This is a genomic window from Rhodopirellula halodulae (assembly GCF_020966775.1).
GTDB classification, from domain to species: Bacteria; Planctomycetota; Planctomycetia; order Pirellulales; family Pirellulaceae; genus Rhodopirellula; species Rhodopirellula halodulae.
The window spans coordinates 99,584-122,101 of sequence record NZ_JAJKFV010000033.1 but is presented as its reverse complement, the minus strand read 5'-3'; the positions used below and the strand labels follow the sequence as shown (position 1 = coordinate 122,101).

The 22,518-nt window shown below is 56.2% G+C and carries 12 protein-coding genes and 1 tRNA gene; 5 read left to right on the top strand and 8 right to left on the bottom strand.

Annotated features, from left to right (window positions below):
• Position 1: 1 nt before the first annotated feature.
• Entirely contained in the window at positions 2-1,033 is a 1,032-nt protein-coding gene (gene ftsY, locus LOC70_RS23985) for a signal recognition particle-docking protein FtsY (RefSeq protein WP_230256596.1), read from the bottom strand.
• 347 nt (positions 1,034-1,380) lie between these two features.
• Here ftsY and LOC70_RS23980 point away from each other — a divergent pair, with 347 nt between their 5' ends.
• Complete coding sequence (locus LOC70_RS23980; RefSeq protein WP_230256595.1) at positions 1,381-4,362, top strand: PQQ-dependent sugar dehydrogenase; 2,982 nt, start codon at positions 1,381-1,383, stop codon at positions 4,360-4,362.
• Between the two features lie 142 nt (positions 4,363-4,504).
• Here the strand turns inward: LOC70_RS23980 and LOC70_RS23975 are convergent, their stop codons facing one another.
• Together LOC70_RS23975 and LOC70_RS23970 are read right to left on the bottom strand one after the other, a co-directional pair.
• Positions 4,505-6,652, bottom strand: a complete 2,148-nt coding sequence (locus LOC70_RS23975) for an RNA polymerase sigma factor (RefSeq protein WP_230256594.1) — start codon at positions 6,650-6,652, stop codon at positions 4,505-4,507.
• A 281-nt stretch (positions 6,653-6,933) separates the two neighbouring features.
• Positions 6,934-9,165, bottom strand: coding sequence for a sigma 54-interacting transcriptional regulator (locus LOC70_RS23970; RefSeq protein WP_230256593.1), 2,232 nt, complete (start codon positions 9,163-9,165; stop codon positions 6,934-6,936).
• A 151-nt stretch (positions 9,166-9,316) separates the two neighbouring features.
• On the opposite strand from LOC70_RS23970, the gene LOC70_RS23965 reads away from it, so the two are divergent.
• Entirely contained in the window at positions 9,317-10,660 is a 1,344-nt protein-coding gene (locus LOC70_RS23965) for a DUF1598 domain-containing protein (protein ID WP_390889113.1), read from the top strand.
• 208 nt (positions 10,661-10,868) lie between these two features.
• Here LOC70_RS23965 and LOC70_RS23960 read toward each other — a convergent pair whose 3' ends face one another.
• Positions 10,869-14,738: a serine/threonine protein kinase gene (locus LOC70_RS23960; protein ID WP_230256591.1), complete on the bottom strand. Its 3,870-nt coding sequence runs from the start codon at positions 14,736-14,738 to the stop codon at positions 10,869-10,871.
• A gap of 292 nt (positions 14,739-15,030) precedes the next feature.
• Between LOC70_RS23960 and LOC70_RS23955 the strand changes: the two genes are divergently transcribed.
• Positions 15,031-15,104, top strand: a tRNA-His gene (locus tag LOC70_RS23955).
• A gap of 73 nt (positions 15,105-15,177) precedes the next feature.
• Here the strand turns inward: LOC70_RS23955 and LOC70_RS23950 are convergent.
• Together LOC70_RS23950 and LOC70_RS23945 are read right to left on the bottom strand one after the other, a co-directional pair.
• Positions 15,178-16,329, bottom strand: coding sequence for a response regulator (locus LOC70_RS23950; RefSeq protein WP_230256590.1), 1,152 nt, complete (start codon positions 16,327-16,329; stop codon positions 15,178-15,180).
• A 449-nt stretch (positions 16,330-16,778) separates the two neighbouring features.
• A complete protein-coding gene (locus LOC70_RS23945; protein ID WP_230256589.1) occupies positions 16,779-17,084 on the bottom strand; it encodes a hypothetical protein in 306 nt (101 codons plus the stop codon).
• Between the two features lie 402 nt (positions 17,085-17,486).
• Here LOC70_RS23945 and LOC70_RS23940 point away from each other — a divergent pair, with 402 nt between their 5' ends.
• Both LOC70_RS23940 and dinB read left to right on the top strand, forming a co-directional pair.
• Complete coding sequence (locus LOC70_RS23940) at positions 17,487-18,287, top strand: SOS response-associated peptidase (RefSeq protein WP_230256588.1); 801 nt, start codon at positions 17,487-17,489, stop codon at positions 18,285-18,287.
• A complete protein-coding gene (dinB, locus tag LOC70_RS23935) occupies positions 18,284-19,471 on the top strand; it encodes a DNA polymerase IV (protein ID WP_230256587.1) in 1,188 nt (395 codons plus the stop codon). The genes LOC70_RS23940 and dinB overlap by 4 nt, the downstream gene beginning before the upstream one ends.
• Positions 19,472-19,626: 155 nt before the next feature.
• Here dinB and egtB read toward each other — a convergent pair whose 3' ends face one another.
• Complete coding sequence (gene egtB / locus LOC70_RS23930) at positions 19,627-20,823, bottom strand: ergothioneine biosynthesis protein EgtB (protein WP_230256586.1); 1,197 nt, start codon at positions 20,821-20,823, stop codon at positions 19,627-19,629.
• Entirely contained in the window at positions 20,820-21,821 is a 1,002-nt protein-coding gene (gene egtD, locus LOC70_RS23925; protein ID WP_230256585.1) for an L-histidine N(alpha)-methyltransferase, read from the bottom strand. Before egtD ends, egtB begins: the two co-directional genes overlap by 4 nt.
• Between the last annotated feature and the right edge of the window lie 697 nt (positions 21,822-22,518).

Here is a 22,518-nt window from a genome sequence, read left to right as displayed (position 1 = left end):
ATCAAGCCTCCAACAACGCCGAGGCGAAGGTGTCGGGATCGAACGCTGTCATGTCTTCCATGCCTTCGCCCAAGCCCACGAATTTCACAGGCAGTTGGAATTGTTCGCGAATGGGCAGCACGACGCCGCCTTTGGCTGAACCGTCCAACTTCGAAAGGATGATGCCTGTGCAACCGGCGGCGCTGCTGAATCCTTTGGCTTGGCTAATCGCGTTTTGGCCGGCGGTGGCATCCAGCACCAGCAGGACTTCGTGGGGAGCACCCGGCAGTTTCTTGTCGATGACCCGACGGATCTTTTCCAACTCCTGCATCAACTTGCCTTGCGTTTGCAATCGCCCGGCGGTGTCGATGATGGCGTAGTCGGCTCCGATCTCAATCGCCTTTTCGGTCGTTTGATAGGCAACGCTTGCGGGATCGGCACCACTGGCTCCGGTCACAATTTCGCAACCGATTCGACCGGCCCAAATGGTCAACTGCTCCACCGCCGCCGCCCGGAATGTGTCACCGGCACCGAGAACCAGCTTGTGCCCTTGCGAGGCAAGGTGATGCGATAGTTTTCCAATCGATGTGGTCTTGCCGCTGCCGTTGACGCCGACGACCAAGATCACGGTCGGGGGCGAGTCGGCTTTGGCCAAATCGCCCTGGTCTTGTTTGAGCTGTTCGCGAATGTCTTCGGTGATGGTCTGCACGACCTCTTCCAACTGAACTACGCGACCACGATAGTCCTTGGCAACTCGATCACGAATTCGGCCAGCGGGGCCGGCGCCCATGTCGGTGCGGATCAAACGTGCGTACAGCTCGCCCAAAAATTCTTCGTCAACCAAACGCCCTTCGGCTTTGAACAAGTCACGAATGTCCGTGCCTAGTACACGTCGGGTCTTCTGCAGACCGCTTTTCATCTTTCCAAAGAGGCCACCGGCGGCTTGAGGGTCCGAATCCGAGGAGGCTTGGTCGGGGGCCGCTGCACCGGATGAGTCGGCCGGCGTCGAGGATGGTTCGTCAGAATCGTTCTTTTTGGAGCGCCAAAAAGCCATCTATACAGTCTTTCAATGCGAGGGGACGCGGGCTCTGGATGCGACGAAACACGGGCGTTCTTCGCGAGGTCTTCCGAGCGTTCGATGCAGGTTGGCCGGATGCGACGTGCGTTGCAAACGATTGGCGGCCGGCGATCGGCAGCCAAGAAGTTTGTGCAGTGAGCACGTTGGTGCAATCCAAATTGTGTCGCACGGCGAAAGAATCCACCACCCGGGGAAGTCCACAGAGTGATCGGGTGCAGCAGGGCTTCGGTTAAGATGTTGCGACGGCGATTCCGCCGGCTTCTTTTCGATCTGTTTGATAGGCGGTGCGTCCAGTGCGGACTCTTTTCTTGGCATGGCTGTGCGTGGTTAGTTTCATTCCCGTCGTCAAAGCTCAGCGCCCGGCGTGGACAGAGTCCCGATTGAAGGGAACTCCCGAAGCACCACTTCCGCTTCGATCCGTTCGATTGCATTCGGAGCTGACGCTGCGGTCGCCCATCACCGCAATGGATTTGCCCGGTACCAATCGTCGAATGGTGCTCCAGCAAAATGGACAAGTGCTGACGTTCCCCAATCAAGCCTCGGTGACTCAGGCCGATCTGGCTCTCGACATCAATGCCGTGAACCGATCAACGACGGACGAACAATTTGCCGCGGCGAGAGACATGACGCTGCACCCAAACTTTCTTGACAACGGGTATCTCTACGTCGTGTGGTCGATCCGCCCGCACGATGTCGAAGGCGGCACAAGAATTTCGCGTTTTCGAATGAGCGAAGCCTGGTTGAATCGCGAGCGGGCGGTCCATAACACGATCGTTCCGACGGTCGATCCAACGTCACGGTTGGACTTGATCACTTATCCATCCGGCGATCACATCGGAGCCTCATTGAACTTTGGTCCGGATGGGATGCTGTATATCACCACGGGTGATGGCTCGTTGCCCTATCCGCCAGACGTCAACAAAGCCGCTCAAGACATCAGCGATCTTCGCGGGAGTGTTCTGCGAATCGATGTCGATGCGACGACTCAGCTTTCGGATGGATCGACATTGCCGTATGCGATCCCAAAAGACAATCCGTTTGTCAATCAGGAGAACGCTCGCGGTGAGATCTACGCGTTTGGATTGCGGAACGGATTCCGAGCCGCATTTGATCCCGCGGATGACGCACTTTGGGTTGCTGATGTGGGTTGGGAGCGATGTGAGATGGTCCATCGGATCGTGCCAGGCGGAAATCATGGATGGAGTCTGTACGAAGGACCGTATCCGGTTGATCTGGAACAGCCATCCGGACCGGGTGAGGTCATCTCACCCGCGGTGGTCTTTCCGCGAAGTGAATCTCAGTCGATCACGGGTGGTGTGTTCGTTCCTCCGAACGCGTGGTCAGGTGCGTCAAAGACTGAGACGACCTTGGTCACATCGCAACATGCTCTGGATGCAGGGCGTTATCTCTGCGGTTGCTTCATGAACGGCAACGTTTGGTCGATCGATACGCAATCCAACACGGTCTCGAGGAAACCTCCGGTGCCCGAAAAGATCGCTCGCACAGGATTGAAGATCATCGACTTCTTCGTGAGTCGTATTCCGGGCGACGAAGATGCGGCAAACAGAGAGCAAGTCGCTCCGCAGATCATCTTGGTGGACTACAGCGGCGGCCTGTACCGTTTGGAGCCCAATCCAAACCAAGCGGAATCCGCCACGTTCCCGCAGAAACTGAGTGAAACCGGATTGTTCGCCGACACGGCGGAGTTGATTCCCAACGCTGGAGTCACGGAGTATGCACCGGCGGCAACCATGTATCGCGATGGCATCTTCACCGTGCGTCACATGGCGATTCCGGGGACGGATTCGATCCATCCGATGCGGAAAAAGTATGTCGAAGGAACCGTCTTCGCGAACACTCTGTTGCGGGAAGTGCTGGACGAGGCGGGGAAGCAAGTGATTGTGCGTTTGGAAACTCAGGTGCTTTTATTTGACGGGTTGAATTGGAACCCAACGACGTTCCGGTGGAATCAGCAGCAAACCGATGCGACTTTGGTGCCAGCAGTCGGCGCGACTGCGAATTATCGGGTGAGCGATCCGTTTTGGGGCGTTCGTGAATGGGAGCATCGCTATCACGCTCGCGATGTTTGCACCTCCTGTCACAACGTGGCCAATCCGGGGGCAGCTTCTTTGGTGCCAGAAAACCTTCGGGCGGATTCGGGGGCAGGGTCTTGGAAGGAATTCGCCGAAGCAGGCTGGGTGGTTGATGCCAAGGCAAAGGCGGGGCATGAGATGGTTGATCCCTATGACGAGGACCAACCGCTCGAACAACGCGCGCGTTCTTATCTGCACGCCAACTGTGCCCATTGCCATCGTCCGGCTGGTGGTGCCGCTTCACGCATGGATCTGCGACACATCCGACCGTTGGATCAAACGGAAACCGTCAACATCAACGCGGCGCAGGGTGATTTCGGCTTGGGAAAAGATGCGAAGGTGATCGATCCGGGGCGTCCCGAGAACTCCGTTCTCGTTTACCGTGCCGCGACATCTGGGCCCGGCAAGATGCCGCGATTGGGATGCACAACGGTGGACCTTCGAGGCGCGAGATTGTTGTGGGATTGGATCGAAGAAATGCCGCTCACTGATGCGACTTCGACCCATGGTGGGCCTTTGGGCAATGATGCGTCTTCGGGCAGCAAGGACTCAATGAGCGAAACCCTTCCGACGGTGGCGTCGATGAGGGTTTGGCGAAAACTCGTGGAGATGAACTCCGACGCTGCCATTTCCGAGGTGAAGGAACTCACGACCGATTCGCGTGTTGTGACTGACCCAATTGCGATGGGATTGTTCCAGGCTTGGATACCACCGGACCAGCGAACGATCACGGTGGGGGATGATCCCGACAAGGCCGCGTTGCTGGAATTGACGGGTGATCCCAAGCGAGGATTGCAGTGGTACTACGAGTCAGCAGTTTCGCAGTGTCGGCAGTGCCACCAAATTGGCGGAGTCGGTAAAGATGTCGGGCCTTCGCTCGCAGGGATTTCGAAGAAGAGAACGCGGGCGGAGGTTTTGCAATCGATCATCGATCCGAGCGAAACGATCGAGCCGGAATGGGCCAGCCACACGTTCTTGACCGTGGACGGTGAACTGGTGACTGGACGGATCAACCAGGAAACGGATGACGCGGTGGTCGTCCAGCAAGCCGATGGCTCGCTAGTCAAATTGAATTCGGAGGACATCGAGCTTCGAAAGCAGAATCCGCAATCGTTGATGCCGTCAGGATTGTTGTCGACGATGACGCCGCAAGAAGTGGCTGATCTGTTGGCGTTTCTCATGAGCACCGACGAGTCCGGCCAACTCCCGTAGCCCATGCGGCAAGCATGTCTGTCGCGTTGTCTGAATTGCCAGCCCGCTGTCCGTCGTCATGCGGGCTGCCAGTCTGCAACGAACATGGTTCGATGCAAGCTCGTGCCATCGCCAGTGCGTGGCAATCCCATTCGCATGAAGCCTAAAACATGCCACCCATTCCGCCTCCCATACCACCACCCATGCCTCCCATTCCGCCGCCCATACCACCTCCGAACATCTGAGACTGGCGTAATTGACGTTGCTTTTGCTCTTGGAGGAATTCGGCGTCGCTGAGTCGTGGGTCGTCGCCGGTGTGGGTTTCCCTCAAAACTCGCATCAGATCTTCAATCTCTTCGTGGACCTGATCCGTGGTGCTCACCAGGATGGCAGGGCGTCCATCTCGAGATTGGCTGACCGGGGTGATGGTGGAGGAGCCACCCAAAACGTCCCAGGTATCAGGTTGGATGGAGTTCGTGATCAACATGCTGGTTTCCGCCAGTCCACCGCGAGGTTGTCCGGTGCCTTCCAAGAAGTACAGACGTTGACGCAGCGATGACTCGGCTGCGTCCCGTGTGGTGATTTGCAGCACTTCGTCTTTGTAGTGATAGGTCAGGTCAAGCGGACGAAGCATCAGCCGCAACATGGATCGTAGCGACACGTCTTTCAGTGAAAGGTTGACGGGATTGTCAACGCTCAGCCCCATCTCTTCCAAAGCGACAGTATCGATCAAAATTGGTTGTTCGGTATCAGACGTGATCACCTGAATCGCATCTGCAAGCGGTGTGGTAATGAACTGATAGGTGACCTTTTGATCCAAAAACGCTTCTAGGTTGGCTTCTTCTTCTGGAGTCACATCCAACCAACGGTCCGTTGCAATGCCACGACGCGTCAGGGTGGTCATGTCAGCGGTGATCATCAAACCATCATTATCGACGATGGCTTTCAGTCCCGCGGGCTCCAGTGCTCTGCGAAGAGACGAGCGAATCGGTTGTTCGCCTTTGGAGGTGAATGAGACTTGGACCTTGGATGGTTCAATCTTGCCGATCGTCAACGCGTGTTCATCCATCAAGACAGGCACGGACAACTGGTCTTGCAGCGATTCTGCGAGTGAGTTGACGGTGGTATTCACTGAGAATGGCATCGATCGGTCGAGCGTTTCGGCAACCTGTTTCGCGACGGCCGAAGAAGGCTCATTCCGCTGCGTCGATAGGTTCTGGGCTAGGTCACTGAGTACGTTTTGCGCAATGTCCTCCGTTGGAACCTTTGCAATCGGCGGTTGCGGAGGAGTTGGTGGTTCCGGCGGTGCGGATACATCGGATGGTGGGGAAGGTCGTACGCTGCCAAACTGACTGAGACGGGCATCGGGTTGGATTTCCTCGTGATCAAACACCAACACGGACCTTTCCGATTTTGCGTTTCCCTCCCCCACCGGAAGTTGAAACGCGGCCAGTAGCATCACGCCGGCGACGGCGGAGGTTCCAAGGATGGTTAAGGTTGGCATCGAGAAGGCTCCTTGAGAGAGAAGAGATTCCAGGGCAGAGAAGTTGCACGCATCGGTTTGCTGGCCGGAGTCGGGATTCTTTTCAGATGGGCCCGATTCGACCGAGGGATTCGTTCCCTGAATGCTGGTATCGGAAAGCAGACGCTGCGTCGCCTCCATCGCACTCGCGTGATCCGCGGACCAGGCTTGGGCGGCGGCCCATGCGGCAACCGGAGCAACACCCCGCAATCGCAGTCGCTTGGCCAAACGCTGTTTGCCTCGCGCCAGCCAACCACGAACGGAACCCTCGGACGTGTTCAAACGCTTGGCGGTGTCGGCGATCGTGATTCCCTGCTGCAAATGCAAGACAATCGCGGATCGATACTTTGTCGGCAAATCGCTGAGTTCTTCGTCCAGCACAATCGATTGATGACGTAGAGTCAATCGTTCCAACGGGTCCGCCGGTTTGGCGGGGACGTCGTCCAGTTCATTGTGCGAACGTTCGTGTGACATCATGGTTGCGATGCAGGCTCGTTGAGCCACTCGGTGTAGCCATCCCGCCAAATGATTTGGGTTGCGAATCTTCTTCGCGGTTTGTGCCAGGTACAGAAACGTGGTTTGCATGGCGTCATCCGCATCGGCACGGTCATGGCAACGCCGAATACAAACGCTCAGTACCATGCCCGCATAACGCCGAATCAGCGTGTCCAAGGATTCAATGCATTGATCGGTGACCCATGCATCGAGCAAATCCGCATCGGTCGAATCAAGTTGATCCCATCGGTCCGCCGCGGACGTTGCCGATTCGATTGTCAACGATTGGGGCATCGACGATCTTGGTTCGCTGACTCGTTCGCTTTCGACGTCGTGATCCGATGAAAGTGTCTTCGTCGGAGGAAAACGCCGAACCGTAACTTCGGTGGTGGAATGGCCGTGCGGCATGACGGGAGACGTTCCTTTCCTGCGGATGAGCCGATTGCCAGACGTGAAAGAGCTTCGCGTCAAGCAGCGAACATCGGGGAGAGCGATCTTCGCCACCCCTGATCATTGCGTGTTCAGGAGGTAAGTGCGACGAAGACGCGAAACGGCGCGCTGATTTTCGAAAAAAATCAGGAAGTCGTCGATTTCGCCGCGCGTTTCAACTTGCGATCCAGCGTGCTGCGTTCGATCCCCAGCATCGTTGCGGCGCGGCTTTTGTTGCCGTCGGTGTGCTTGAGAACCCGTTGGATATGCCGCATTTCTAGCTCGGCCAGCGACAGTTCGACATCGTCCGTCGCCGATGCGGATGGCCCGTCGCTCGCTTTTTTGCTGGTCCCGGCCGACGCGGTGATCAGTAAATCGTCGGCATCGATCTCGACCCAATCGTCGTGTTGGTCCATCGGTGACATCACCACGGCTCGTTCAACTACATTTCGCAATTCGCGAACATTGCCGGGCCAGCGATGACGCAACAACTTCTTGTGGGCCAGCGGTGTGAAGCGAAGTTTTCCACGCGCCATGGACTCGGCGAACGTTTTCAGAAAGTGATCCGCCAGCAAGACCACATCGCGTCCGCGTTCACGCAGCGAAGGAACGACAATCTCGACGACGTTCAAACGGTAGAACAAATCCTCTCGGAATTGGTTCTGCTCGACCATCGCCTTCAAATCGCGATGCGTTGCGGCGACGACTCGCACGTCCGCACGGATGGGCTCATGACCGCCAACGCGTTCAAACGGGTGCCCTTCCAAGACGCGGAGCAGTTTGGCTTGCAGGTCCAAACTCATCTCACCGATCTCGTCCAGCATCAGCGTGCCACCGGATGCAGCTTCGAACTTGCCTCGCTTCTGCTGAGTGGCGCCGGTGAAGGCACCTTGTTCATGACCGAACAATTCAGATTCCAACAAGTCCTTCGAAAGCGCGGCGCAGTTCAAACAGATCAGTGGCCCGTCGCGACGAGCACTGGCGTGATGGATCGCCGACGCCACCAATTCCTTGCCAACACCGGATTCGCCTCGCACCAGAACCACCGCAGGTGTCGGAGCGACTTGTGCGATTTGACGCTGCACGGTTCGGATCGGCTCACTGTTGCCCAGGATCTGAATTCGCCCCGCGAGCTGGCGTCTCAGTCGTGACACGATCGCTTCTGATTGACGCAGTGACTGAGTCAACGTGGATCGCTGCACGATGGAACGGATTGCTTGACAGAAGATTTCGCTTGCGGCGACAACATGCCGAAGCTGCTCCGGTGCAAGAGATGGTTGACCCGATGGTGTGGTCACATGCAGCATGCCTGTCGGCAGATCGCCGGGCTGCAGGATGTTTTCAGGTTTGGAAGCCGTCGATGGTTTCGCGACCGATTCGTTGTTGCGAAGCGGAGCCAGTATGATCGACTCCACATCAATCTCGCCGGCGGTGTTTTCGGTCGCCAATCGTCGGTCGCCCAAAATGTTTCGCGCCAACACGGCGGAGGATCCCGGTCGCAGCATCGATTCCACCAAGGCGTGCGGCGGGCGGCGATACCGGGTTCCTTGCGGTTGCCGCACGAATCGAGGCGGTGCCAATCCAGATCCGCGAAGCAAAGAATCTTTTTGGCCCGCGTCGAAGAGGTACAACCCCAGCGTCGCATGGGGCAGTGCATCCTCCAGTGCTTGCATCAGTGTTTCGCCGCACTCGTCCACGGACTCGGCTCGTCCCATGGCAAACGCCAGCGACAACAGTGTGCTGGTGGATTCGCCCGTAGAGTCATCTTTGGTTTGGGAACGGCGGTCCATTCCGCTGGTGGTCAATCGCCCGACGATATCGATTTCGCTGTGGTCGGTCGTCTGCTGAGCGGAATTGGTGCGGCCTGGAAGTGACGATCCGGCGGAACCATCGTCCGGACCCGCAGATCCGTTTTGATCCACAGAGTCCCACCCCAAGTGGTCTTGGGTAAGGCCCTCATCCGATCCGGCAGCCAGACTGGAACGAGTTGCGTGAGCCGGCTGAGTCAGCGAGGCAGGATTCCGCGTGAAGGTCATCTCGAATCCGGCGATCCGAATTCGATCCATCTCACGCAGGATGGTTGGCGAACGAATCGCGTGGTCGTTCACTCGAACACCGTTGCGAGAATTCAGGTCCGCGATCGCCCAAACAGGGCCTTCCGGGGTTTCCGCTGGTCGAATCTCTGCATGTTGCCGACTGGCCAGCGAGGTCTGAAGCACGATGGGATTCGACGACGAACGGCCGATCGTCCACCGGGTCTCGCCCGCCAAACGAATCACATCTGTCCAGCGCACGCCGTGATGCACCACCAAATACGCGTCTTGGGGGGCTTTCGAGGCGGTGTTCGAGCGGTCGGATGTTGTAGATTTGCTTGTCACTGGAATGGCCTGCAACTATTCTAATCATAGACTGTGGCCGGGCCCCACCACGGCTCCGCTTTCTCACTCCCTTCTCTTTGCCACCCGGATACACGTTTCCATGCGTTCTTCTCTTCTTGGTCGTTCTGTCCAAAACGGACTTGGGCTTTGGATGCCCGCGTTGTTGTTGACAGCGATCTGCGTCGGTTCGATGGCCTCGTCGGTTCAGGCCGGGATTGGATTGGGCAACCAAAACGCCGTCGGTGGTGTGATGATTGCTCCGGACGGCAGCGTTCGAGCGGCGACGCCGGATGAACAGAAAGTCATGGCCCAAGTCGTACGCAACGCAATCGACGCACCCACCGGCGATTTGGCCAAAGCGACCGACTTCCGAGTCATCTCGCTGAAGAAATTGCAAGCGAAGTTGAAGGAAGCTGATCAAGCCGGAAAGCATCTCGATGCCGAGACCGCTTTCCTGGCCGGATTGCAACGCATCGAATACGTGATCGTCGACCAAGAGAACAACGATCTGTTGCTGGCCGGTCCCGCGGAACCGTGGATGGTTCGTGCCGATGGAAACGTGGTCGGAACAAAGAGTGGCGGCAGCGTGCTACGACTGGATGATTTGGTCACCGCATTCCGCAGTGTTGAGTCCGCTCGCAATGATGGCGGCATCCGATGCTCGATCGAACCCACCGCCGAAGGTCGCCTTCGATTGCAGAACTTTTTGAAGAACGTGACGCTGCGTCCGGGACAAAACCCCGCCTACCTGGAAGCCGGGATGCGTCAAGCGTTCGGGCCTCAACAGATCTTGCTTGCCGGCGTTCCCACCGACAGCCGTTTCGCTCGCACGCTGGTCGCAGCCGACTTTGAAATGAAACGTCTTGGCATGGGCCTGGCTGAATCGCCGGTTGCCGGTTTGCCGAGTTACTTGGAAATTGCGAAGAACCAAGTCCAATCGCGTAACAGCAGCCCACGTTGGTGGATGGCTTGTGACTACGAGCCAATCGCTCACGACGAAGCCGGCCGAGTTTGGAAGATCAGCGGTCAAGGCGTGAAGACCCTGACCGAAGAGGATTCGTTCAATCAAGACGGCACGGTTCGCGGCAACGGTCGCAAGAACGCGTTGGCGAGCAAGTGGGCCGATATGATGACCGCAAAGTACGAAGAGCTTTCGATCGAACGTCCGATCTTCCGCGACCTTCGCAACGTGATGGATATGTCCGTCGTGGCGACTTTGATCACGCAGCAACAATTGGATCTGAAATCGCAAATCGATCTCGGCGTTCTTCGCGGTTCAGAATCCAACGTTGAGCTGGCCAGCTATGAAATGCCAAAGTCACTGGAGCCACAATGCAGCTTCATCAAGGGACGTTCAGGTTGGACCGTGACCGCATCCGGCGGCGTCAATTTGAATGCCTTCGGTGTCTCGGATAATTTGGCAACCGACCAAACCCTCGGCAAAGTCGCCGTGGCGGAAACCGCCGCTGACCGCTGGTGGTGGGACGGAAAGTAGTCGCCGGTCGCAGCGAATTCTCTGGTCGGCGTTCAACGAGACGTAGGATGGGCACTCTTGCCCGTCCGCATTGCAAACGTCGGCCAAGGGTGCCAACCTACAGTCGAATCGATCGTTGATGATGGAAGCTCGACCGTGAGTGAGGTTCATCACAGCCGACTACGAAGCGACGAAAGATCGAACTCCAAAAGCCTGGCTCGCGTGAGAGTCAGGCTTCTTTTTTGGGTCGATCCAAACCGCGATAGAGGCGGGCGAAGCGTACCGGGTCGGAGATGTCTTGGCTCAGCAGAAACTCTTCCAGTGCAGACGGAGCAGACGGATTATCGAGCCAATTCAGTTCATCGCGAGCCGCCAAGCTGAACGGTTGAAGTTTCAAGTCATCGGCTGAGTACTCGGCGTTGGTCAGTTTTTGCTTCGCGATGTTCGCGTATTCTGCACCGGCAAATCGGGCAAGGTAGATGCCTTCGAAGAAGTCGGCTTTCATCTGTGAGAACGGTGTTTTCTCGCGTCGCAGTTGCTTGACATGCAGCAACAACGAGGCCTTTCCTTGCTTCGGATGAACCAACATCGATTGCAGCGACAGTCCGGCCAGCAATTCATGGAAGATCACTCGCACCATTTGAACACGACGGACACTGGATCGACGAAGTTGGCGGGGGAACCACTCGAGCTTCGCTTGGCTGCTGCCGACTTCGTTCAGATACAGATCCGACAATGCTTCTTTGATCGAATTGACAAAGACAAACGAGTCGGGGCCAATTTGTTTCAAACTGTCTTGGACTCGTTTGGACGCCGTTTCCAGTCGACGCAAATCATCATCGGCCAAGAACGCCAACGCCCCATAGCCAAGCGTCGCCATGATCAACAGGAACTGATCGTTAGTCGATCGACCTTCGACCTGAAGTTCGGTGACGGTTGCTTTGAGGTCATTGATGCGCCCGCATTGGAAGTAAGCTGCGAATTCCAGGTAGGACATGTGAGCGATTTCGAAGCTCTTCGAATGTTCGCTCTGTCCGTAGTACCGTTTGGCTTCCAAACAAGGTTCAAGCGAACTCGCATAACGTCCTGACATCGCTTCGTGCCACGCCATGCCACAGTGCACATCGCCGTGCCAGATCGGGTCATCGTTGGGCGTGAGCGAATCGTGCAAGCGTCGTAGCGACTCGCCGGCTGCGAGACGGTCCCGGCCGAGCGAGTACGATCGAAAAACGGCTTCGCCCACACCGAAATAGATGCGTTCACCTTTGGTTCCGTGCAGTCGGACTTGTCGAGCCGCATACAGCGACCATTCAACCGCGGTGTTGTTGTCAAGAATTGTCAATGGCCGAATCAATCGCATGCAGACTTCCACCTGACTCGACTGAATCATGCTTCGCGAAACTGGGTCCTTGGAGAGTGTTTGCGAGAGATCTTTCTCATGAGGCAGCAATCGCAGGACTTGCCAGGCCACCGAAAGGTGAAACTTCCAATTGGATTTTGGACTGGGAAGCTGCAGGCATTCGTTGAGCGGTTCCAGTAACTTTCGAACGCTGTTGAAATCGCCCGAACGCAGTAAACACTCCGTTCGGCGAAGTTGTTGCTCGACTGCCGACGGTCCCTCCAGCAATTCCGCGAGCGCCGCATGCGCGTTGGCGGCCTTGGTCAGTCGACCGCTTCGTTGCCACGCCAACGCCGATTCGCGAAGGAAGTCGATTTTGCGTTCCGGATCCGCGTGACGCGCCGCGATGTCGTACCAAGTCCCAACCTCACGATGTGCGTACATCTGCTGGGCTTGTTTGGCGGCCAATTCGGCCCAATGCGAAAGCTCGGTGAATCGTTCCGCTCGTTGAAAGTGGGAAGCGATCAAGTTGGCCGAATCGGGGCGAACCCGAACCAGTGCATCGCCCCAATCGGAATGCAATTGACGGATGTCTGCTTCGGAAAGTTCTTGCAGAATCTTTTCGCCCAAGCGGGAGTGCCACACCTGCACCGTTGGTTCTGTCGACTCCCCGAGGACGATCAATCGACGTCGTTGAAGCTCTTCCAAGACGGATTCCAAGACCGCGGATGATTCGTGCCAGGTTTGCAAATCGGTGATCGGCAACTGACGCCCCGCGGCGGCAATTCGCTGCAAGCACAGCATTGCTTCGGGAGACAGATCCTCGCAGCGACTCTGCCACATCGATTCCATCGACAGGACTTTCAGATCCGACGACGAAGGATCAGCCGTTTGAATCGCGTTGGACAACCAGCCGCCAGGACGCAGCTCTTCCAAACAAGCGTCCAATCGGTACGGCAATCCGTCGATCTGATCGGCCAGATTGGTCAATTGATCGTCGGTGATATCCAGTCCAAACGCTTCGGACTGTGTCGCCAACATTTCGATGGTCGTTTCTGTCGGAAGAGGACCCAGGTGCACCGTCGCGTCCGGCAAGGTGATCTGTTGATCGCCATCAGGACGCGAAACGGTGATGAATCCAAGGCCTTGCAACTCGGGAGCCTGTGGTCGGTTCATGCTGGCGGATTGCAAGTAATCCAGAACCGAAACCGTATCGCGGTCCGCCCATTGAACGTCGTCGATGACGAAGAATACCGGTCCATATTCGCGAAGACGTTCGCAAACTCGGAGGGCCGCTTCCAAGCCACCGGGACGCGTTGACGACGTTTGCAAACGTGGTTGCGACTGATCGACCTCCAGCACATCGCCGAGGCTGGGCAGAATGTCAGACAGCAGCGAGACGGTCACACTATCGACCAACAACCGTTCGCGGTCGTCGCGTCGGTAACGCATGTTGATCTCGTCCGCGATTTGACTGAATGCCTGCAGAGCGTTTTGGTCTCGCTGTTGACACCGAGCCACAAAAACCTGGGCCCAAGGTTGTGACCGCAGACTGGTCAGCGCCACGTCCAGTAGCGTTGATTTACCAATGCCTGAATCACCGCTGATGTGCAGTCGTTGAATTTGGCCACCGAGTACCAGGTGACTCCAACGGTGGATCTTCGCCAGTTCGTCGTGACGAATTTTTTGCGTGGCTTCTCGAAGTCGATCGGAATCAAAATCCGTCAGTTTGGTCTGCTGAGTCCGCTCCGGTGGAAGCCCCAAACGCGACAGTGCAATGGCCATCGGGCGATCGGCTTCGTTCGACGCCAGCATCTCATCCAGCTTGTCGACCAACTCTTCCGGAATTTCCGCGTGCAATCCTCGAAGTGCTTCGTGAATCAGCAGCCGGTCTTTCGCTTCGTCGGATTCGTGGCGAGGAATTCCACCGGACTCGTCGGTTCCGTCGGTCGGTCGACTCGGATTGTTCAACGCTCCTTCGCGGCGAAATTGCGCCGCGCTGAAAACCCGCAGGGCTTCCAGAATCACCATTCCCAGACTGAAAATGTCGCTGGAGGGAGTGTGACGCTGCCGTACCAAGACTTCCGGCGGCACGTACATCGGCGTCCAGATCAGATAGCCGCTCATGGACTCCGCGTCGAGATCCTGAAAGATCCCTGTCGAGTCATAGTCGACCACGACGAACCGCTTGAAGTCATCAGTGACCATGATGTTGCTGGGTTTCAAGTCGCGGTGCACCAATTGACGAGCGTGCATGCAACCAATCGCAGCCCCGACCTGCCGGATCATCTCCATCACGTGTTCGCAGGCTTCCGCTAGCGGCAAATCTCGCCAGCGCCGGATGGCCGCCGTCAGGTTCATGCCGCGAATGCGTTCCATGCTGAATGCGGTGGTTCCGTCGTACTCGTGGATGCCGTGCAACCGCATCAAATTGCTGTGGTGCAGCTTGGACATCCGTCGGAACCCGGTCTTGGCCAACGTTGCCTTCGGGTCGTCCTCCATCGCCAAGATTTTCAGCGCGACATGCTTGCCCGTCGATTGTTCCGTCGCGGCGAAGACCCAACCGTGGGTTCCCGAACCGATCCATTCCTCCAGGACAAAATCACCCCAGTGGTCGCCCGTTTTGTAAGGTGGATCTTGCAGTCGAGGCCGTGGTTTTATCCCTCGCGTTTCCCGATCCAGCGTGTGCCGGGTTTTGGTGTCCTTGCTTGCCAGAGGACGCATCCAATCATCGCCCGTATAGTCATCCCATTGCGACATCGGTTTCTTGGCCAGCTTTGAAGGAAGAGCTCTTTCGAAGTTCGACTTATGTTACCACTGCACGGCTCGCGCTTCAAAAAGAACTCCGTTCTCCTGAACGGGGGGATGGAGTCCTGTCCGCGGGAATCTCCTGAGTTTAGAAGGGAGCGGCTGGCTGCGAAGAGAGAAAATGCCTCGGTCATGCAGGTTTTGACGACAAACCCGCTCATTTCTATACGATCATTCAAAATCCAACGTGTTGCCGGCATTGACCACCTGAGGTCACGTCGATAAATTCCCTGCTCCCAACACGGTGGTTGTAGTTCAGTTGGTTAGAACGTCGGATTGTGATTCCGAAGGTCGAGGGTTCGAGTCCCTTCAGCCACCCTTCTTTGCCGTGTCGCACGGAAGCATCTCGGACCTGAGTGCAGGCGAAACGGATCTTTGCGTCGAGCGATTGCTATTCCGCGGAATTTGCTCGGTCGAACTGGGGTTCTGCTACCGTGACCACGATGGGCTCTTCAATTGTAGCTCCTCGACGTTGGAGCTTTTGGATCGTGTCGTGGGTGAGCGTGCGGCCGCGTGGGACGAGTAGCGATCCGTGTTGATCGGATAAATCGCTCTTGAGTTCCATCCCATCTCGCAATTCCCAGACGCCAAGCTCTTTGATTGTCTTGGTGCTGATTACGATGGTTGCCAGAGCTTCGACCATTCGGCCCTGAAATTGTTTCGGCGACCGTTGCATTTCTTCTATTGCATCTTCGGGCGAATCACCCGACATGACCTTTCGATCGTAGGCCAAGCAAGCCGACAAAATTGACGCTGCCGTCAGGTCCCTTTCGGATGTGGCTAGTAGACGTAGCTCGTCGAAGTGTTTTCGCTGCCAACTAACCAATCGGCGAATCGCTTCCATCCGAGGAATATTCTCGATCAAGGACTCTCCGAAAGTAACGTGTTGGTTGAACTGCATCTCTTTCGTCGCTCCGACGTTCTTTCCGGCGAAGATTGATTTTAAAAGATCTTCAGGCAATGAAAGACAGCCGATCTGCGACAGCATGGCGGCGGCCTGAAGGTCCCACCGGTCGGGAACACCGAGCTCTGCACACACAGCGGACACGAGTCGCTTGATTCTTCGTGAGCGATCAAACGCGAGCGGTCGCAGTTTCTTTAGCAGGTCAACGAGAAGTTGAATGCTGCCTTCAAGCGTTTCTTCCAAAACGTTTGTCTCGACATCCAAACTGCGATGATGTGCGAGTCCTGCGTGCATTACGGCTCGCAAGCCATCAATTGAAACGGGCTTCTGCAGGAAACGAAAGACTTCACCTTCGTTGACCGCATTGACCGCAGCGTCTTGATCGCCATCGGCTGTCATGATGATCCGCGTGATGGATGGATAGCGATTCTTCACAGTCGCTAGAAATTTCACACCGTCCACTAGCGGCATGTGAAGATCGGACACGATCACGGCGTAATCGGGATCTTCCGTCAAACAAGCCCAAGCTTTCGCGGGACCATCAACCAAATCGATCTCGAATTCACTCTGAAGGCTTTTTTGAATTAACTCGAATGATCTCGGTTGATCATCAACAACGAGGATCTTGCTACCTGTCATGTTGGCTCTCGACAATCCAAGGGGAACCTGAAAACGTCAAAGACGTCGCGTTACGGAGCTCCCGAGAGTACGCCGATCAATTATCGCTTGTATTGACTCGCTTACACCTACTCGTGTGCCCCACACGTGTGTCTGACCCGCAAGTCGGAGCAGCCGTTGTGCCAGTCGCTCCTTGATGCGTGTACTGATCATCCGCGGGTGGAATTTGATCAGCGATTAAGTCGGCGCGTATTAGTCGTAGCGATTATCAGGCAGGTTAAGGCCTCGAAATGGATGGGCAAACCACAGAAAGCGGATGCTTGACTTAGGCTTGGCGTTGTCGCTTTATAGCCTTTTGACCAAGTTGGTGTGATTTCGACCGGGCATGTGACGGAAGATTCGTCTCAGCAAATTCGTCTCGAATTGCAAGTTGAAGGTCATCGTTTTGGCTGACACGATCCGTCGTTCAGTCACCCCTTCAACGGATCTCCGCCACAGATTTCTCCCCAAAACGAAATCAGGATGTCTTTGGCCAAGGCTTCTCGTTCGGGGACCGTCAGTTCGCTATAGCGTCTCAAACGCGACTGGTAACGAGAGACCAACGGAATCAAATCCGCGGGCGTGTTTTCTGGTTGGAGCTGATCGAAGAGACGTTGGCATTGCCAAAGCCGGTCCACCAACGGTGCATCGCGACTGATTGCACAACAGCACTGGTAGGCGATTTTCCGCGGGTGTCGCATGGGATCGGGAGGCGATAGATGGAACTGGGCAACCATCAAGTCGTTGCCCTCGCGACTTGAAAAACACACTGCATGCTCGAAACGCCACAAGTTACGCTGATAATGTGCGTGTGTTCAAGTTGGTTGCGCATGAACGTATGGTCTTGGGGCAACAACCGACTTTTGGTTGGTTTCAAAGGCGCGTTCGAACGCTTTCCTGTGCTTGATAATTTGGCGAAGATCAATCGGGCACTGAGCCAGCGAAGACGGATGCATTGGCAACCCCGTTCATTCGGCTCATGATGAATGCGGCTCGGCGGCCGACCATTTGGCTCGCGCAGCGATTCCCGAACCCCTGCTGTTCGTCGCGTCAGGTGGTAGCGATCACGAAACGCGGGCGGCTCCGATGCCGACTACCGGGCTCGTGTTGATGCATTCCAACGTTTCGAGAGACCCAGCATGTGCAATCGTTTCAACTTGAAAACGGATTTGGCTCAGGTCGCCAAACAGCTTGATGCGACGATGCCGCGGCAATTAGAGTTGGCTGAGGACATTTTTCCAGGCAAACCGGCCGCTGCCGTGGCTATGAATCGTAATGGGCAGCGAGAAGTGTTGCCGATGGCGTTTGGTTTGGTGCCGTTTGGAAAGACTCCGCAATCGCAACGACGTCCGCTGACCAATGCGCGAGTCGAAAATCTATCGAAGTGGCCGTGGAAATCGGCAATCAAGTCCCATCGTTGCATCGTTCCCATGAACAGTTTTCGCGAACCATGCTATTGGGGCGAGACCGCGGGATCGGAAGTTGACTTTCATGCTCCGGCCAATTCGGTGATGTTGGCGGCGGCCATGTTCACTTGGTACGAGGAATCCAGTCCCGACGATCAGAACCAAGAAACGAATCCCGCCGTCTTCACGATGTCGCTGATCATGCGGCCGGCCCTGCCGACGGTGATGGAACACGGTCATCACCGGTCTCCGTTTTTTCTCTCGGAGGAAGGCGTGCAGGCATGGATTCAGCGCGAACCTCGTGAACTGGATGAGTCGTTGACGATTCTGAAGCATCACGCGACCGAACCGACTTTGTCGATGACGGTCGCTCGCGAGATGGCACCCGCATGGAAAAAACGTCAGTCGACAAACGTGGCCAAACGGGATGAACAGTTGGCCGCGATTTCAGTGAGCGGTCCGCTCGGGATTCCGGATTCGATCGGGTCGGGATCGAACGAAACGCCTTCGAACGAAACAAATGAGTCCGCATGATTCTTCACGTCGACATGGATGCGTTTTATGCCTCCATCGAACAGCGTGATCGACCGGAGTTGCGTGGAACGCCGGTGGTGGTGGGGGGGTCGGAAGGTCGAGGCGTCGTGACGGCCGCGTCCTACGAAGCTCGCGAATACGGAATTCATTCAGCGATGCCCGGCAGTCGCGCGGTCAAGCTTTGTCCTCATGCAACGTTTATTCGCGGACGCTTGGACTACTACGCGGCAGTCGGTCGCGCTGTCCGAGAGATCTTTCATCGCTTCACACCGGTCGTTCAACCACTGTCTCTCGATGAAGCCTTCTTGGATGTCTCGGGAACGATTCGGTTGCATGGATCCCCACGCGAAATTGGGATGTCGATCCGCGAAACGATTCGTCGTGAATTGAATTTACCCGCCAGCGTTGGGATTGCGCCGCTGAAGTTTGTTGCCAAGATCGCCAGTGACATTGGAAAGCCCAACGGCTTTGTCGAAGTCCCGGAGAACGGTGTGCGTGAGTTCCTGGATCCGTTACCGGTGGCGAGGTTGTGGGGAGTCGGCAAAGTTGGTCAGGCCAAACTGCAACGGATGGGATACCGAACCATCTCCGAACTGCGGGTCGCGGATCGAGACCGTTTGGAGTCTCAGTTGGGACGATGGGGACTGCATCTTTGGAACTTGGCCAACGGAATCGATGCTCGTCGCGTTGTGGTCGACCGGCAAGCGAAAGGCATTGGGCACGAGCGAACTTTTTCAGAAGACCTCTCGGACATGGAATCGCTGAACTCCGTGGTCAGCTATCTGTGTGAACAGACTTGCCGGCGTCTGCGGAGGGCTCGTCGGCTGACGTCCACGGTGACTTTGAAATACCGACGCGAAGATTTTCAAACCTTCAGTCGTGCTCGCAAGTTATCGGATCCGACCGACAGCACGCTGGAAATCCTGAAGGTCGCTGAGACGTTGCTTGCGGAGATGCGTCAGCGGCAACCCCGAAGCGTGAGGTTGCTGGGAGTGTCACTAGGCGGATTGAGTGAGGCGGACGCGCCGAAGCAGATGAATTTGTTTGCGGAGGAATCCGGAGACGAAGCATCCAGCAAAGTCGATTCACTCAGCGACGAAATCGCGAGCAAGTTGGGCAAGCACAGCGTTTACCGAGCCTCGAGCCACCAATGGGTCGACCGCAAGAACCAGCCTCGAACATAAAACATCCGTAGGTCAGGCCCCGCCTGACGCCACAATCAACCATCGAGCCCCTGACCTGCCCCGCCCTTACATGACAATCGCCGAATCACAACTCGCCGAGTCAGCCAGGCAACGCACAAAACCATTTCATCCAAACCAACGGGTGACCGGATCCGCTAAAGATCCTTCGCCAAACGAATTCCGCTGAATTGCCAGCGGGTTTCAGGCGGGAAAAAATTTCGATACGTCAATCGAGCGTGCCAATCCGGTGTGGCGATGGAACTGCCACGCAGCACCTTTTGGCCGCACATGAACTTGCCGTTGTATTCACCAATGGCACCTTCCGGCGGGTTGTATTTCGGGTAGGCAGCGTAGTCCGACGACGTCCATTGCCAACGGGAGCCAAACGCATCGTGTAGCTGGCTGCCCGAATCACGCACCGCCACTTCCCACTCGAATTCGGTTGGCAAACGTCCGCCTGCCCAGCGAGCGTACGCATCCGCCTCGAAATAGCTGATATGACAAACGGGGGCGTCGACATCGACCGGGATCAAACCTGCCAAAGTGAACTGGTACCAGCCTTCGTCTCGCTTCTGCCAGTAGAGAGGCGCGTTCCAGCCTTCGGCTTGAACCGTTGCCCATCCGGCCGAGAGCCAATGTTTGGGATTGCGGTACCCACCGTCCTCGATGAATTCCAAATATGCACCATTGGTGACCAGTCGATCGGCGATGGCGTGAGTCGGCAGCAGGACTCGATGCTGTGGCAGCTCATTGTCGAAACAAAACGGACCGTGCAAATTGGGATCGTATCCGATCGTTTGAATTTGCTCCTTGGTCGCCTCCACCCACTGCAATGCATCGGCCGCCGAGCTCTGCGGCAAAGCGTCCTGGCGGTAAACGGGATGCAACGGGTTGCAAGAGAACAAGTGCAACAGATCCGTCAGCATCAATTCCTGGTGCTGTTGTTCGTGATTCAGTCCCGTCCGCAACACGTCATCCGAAACAATCGTTTCGCGGTCCGGTCGAGCCAACAAACGCAGCATGGCTTGATCAACCTGCTCGCGGTAATCCCAAACTTCTCGAACGGTCGGTCGGGTCAACAATCCGCGGCGATGGCGTGGGAACTGTTCGCCGACGGTGTTGTAGTAAGAGTTGAACAGCACCTCGAACGCGGGATGCACCGGTTCGTAGTCAGGCAACTGCTTCAGACAAAACGTTTCAAAGAACCAGGTCGTGTGTGCCAGGTGCCAGCGTATTGGCGAGGCATCGGGCATCGACTGAACGACGTAGTCTTCCGTCTGCAGTGACTCACAGATTGTCTGTGAGTGCTGCCGAACGCGTTTGTAAAGATCCAACATGGAATTCGCGTTCATGATCGAAACATCGCGACCGCGAAATACTCATTCGGATCCGTCCAGACACTTTCTCGACGCCAACCGCTGTCCGCTGCCATTCGTGTGAAGCCATCCACCGAGTACTTATGCGAATACTCGGTCAGGATGCGTTCTCCCTTCCGAATTGTACGCGAACAACCAGCGAGTTGGACTCGTTGCTCTCGCGTGCTTTCCAAATGCATTTCAATTCGATGATCGATGTCATTGTAAAACGCGACGTGTCGATACTGTTCCATCTGGAAGTTGGCACCTGCAACACGATTCAAGTGGCGCAGCAAATTAAGATTGAACAGGGCGGTGACTCCTCGGCGGTCATCGTAGGCCGCTTCCAATACCGCCGGTGCCTTTTGCTGGTCAAACCCAATCAGCAAACCGCCTCCGCGACCCACTTGGTTTCGCATTTGTGACAGCAGACTGGATGCCGCGGCGGGGCGAAAGTTGCCAATCGTGGATCCGGGAAAATAAACCACGTCTCGCGATTGGGCGTGCTGTTGCTTTGGAAGTTGAAAGGGACGCGTGAAATCGGCCGTGATGGGGTCAATTCGTCGATCGGGAAATTCGTCTCGCAGTTGATCCGCGACTTGTTGAAGATAGTCGCCGGAGATATCCACCGGAACGTAGGCGACCTCTGGGTGCATGTTGTCGAGCAGCAACCGCGTCTTCAAGCTGCTTCCGCTGCCGTACTCGATCAGACGGCCCGCCGTGCCAATCGCATCGACCATTTCGTCGATGTTGTCCTGCATGATCGAGGCTTCCGTGCGAGTCGGGTAGTACTCGTCCAATTCGCAAATCGCGTCAAACAGTTCGGAACCGGTTTGATCGTAAAAATATTTGGATGGCAGCGAGGGTTGAGGCTGAAGGAATTCTCGGCGGAGCTCTTCCGCCTCGTTGGCGTCAATCAATAGATTGCGTGAAGCCGAATCAGCCGGTGGGAAAGGCGAAGTCGCTGGAGAATCAATTCCGAGAGTTGATGACACGCTGCAAATCCATCAGGAGGAGTCCGTTGCTAACCGCACGCTCGGCCGGCTTTCTGTTTCTCAAAGATTAGGAGGGAGTCCAGTGCTTTGAGCGTAAGATGGCCGGGTATGAAGACTCATCCGCCACCGAACAGCGAGGTGCAACGGTAGCACACCGCGTTCCAATTCAACCGCAAATTCGGGAGCGAGTTGGTTGTTGGAAGTTCTGGGACGAAATTGATCCCTCCCGAGACGGCGGCATGTCAGGTTGGTGGATCGCGGTCACTCGCGAGGTCGAGACGTCGTTTTTACGTTGGGCAAATCGTCTGGTGCGCGGTTGTCAGGTGGGACCTGACCTACGGGAGGATTATGTTGGGCGCGAGGCCGCCGGTGTCGCCATTGGGTGTTTGGCACCGACTCGTGTAGGCCGAATGAAGGAGGCTTTGCGACGCACATCCGGCATCGCGTCGCTCGCTTGAGACAGGCTGATTCGGCGGAACCGCTGAAACGGTTTGTTCCCGACCAGGATGGGAGTGGGAAGGTGGGGCAACATCGCAGTGGTAGTGAGGAGAGGTGCGCGGTTGTCAGGTGAGACCTGACCTACTAGTTGCTCTATCTCTAATTGTCATGCTTTTGTATGCTCTCGGCATCTCGTACAGGAGGATCAGAGATGCCAGGTACATCAAGGAAGTATGTCGTAGAATTGTCCGACCAGGAA

Bases quoted from the DNA above. Each gene is read 5' to 3' on its own strand.
- LOC70_RS23950 (WP_230256590.1), bottom strand. From the start codon at position 16,329: ATGACAGGTAGCAAGATCCTCGTTGTTGATGATCAACCGAGATCATTC.
- LOC70_RS23945 (WP_230256589.1), bottom strand. From the start codon at position 17,084: ATGGTTGCCCAGTTCCATCTATCGCCTCCCGATCCCATGCGACACCCG.
- ftsY (WP_230256596.1), bottom strand. From the start codon at position 1,033: ATGGCTTTTTGGCGCTCCAAAAAGAACGATTCTGACGAACCATCCTCG.
- LOC70_RS23960 (WP_230256591.1), bottom strand. From the start codon at position 14,738: ATGTCGCAATGGGATGACTATACGGGCGATGATTGGATGCGTCCTCTG.
- LOC70_RS23940 (WP_230256588.1), top strand. From the start codon at position 17,487: ATGTGCAATCGTTTCAACTTGAAAACGGATTTGGCTCAGGTCGCCAAA.
- LOC70_RS23965 (WP_390889113.1), top strand. From the start codon at position 9,317: ATGCCCGCGTTGTTGTTGACAGCGATCTGCGTCGGTTCGATGGCCTCG.
- egtB (WP_230256586.1), bottom strand. From the start codon at position 20,823: ATGAACGCGAATTCCATGTTGGATCTTTACAAACGCGTTCGGCAGCAC.
- dinB (WP_230256587.1), top strand. From the start codon at position 18,284: ATGATTCTTCACGTCGACATGGATGCGTTTTATGCCTCCATCGAACAG.
- LOC70_RS23975 (WP_230256594.1), bottom strand. From the start codon at position 6,652: ATGCCCCAATCGTTGACAATCGAATCGGCAACGTCCGCGGCGGACCGA.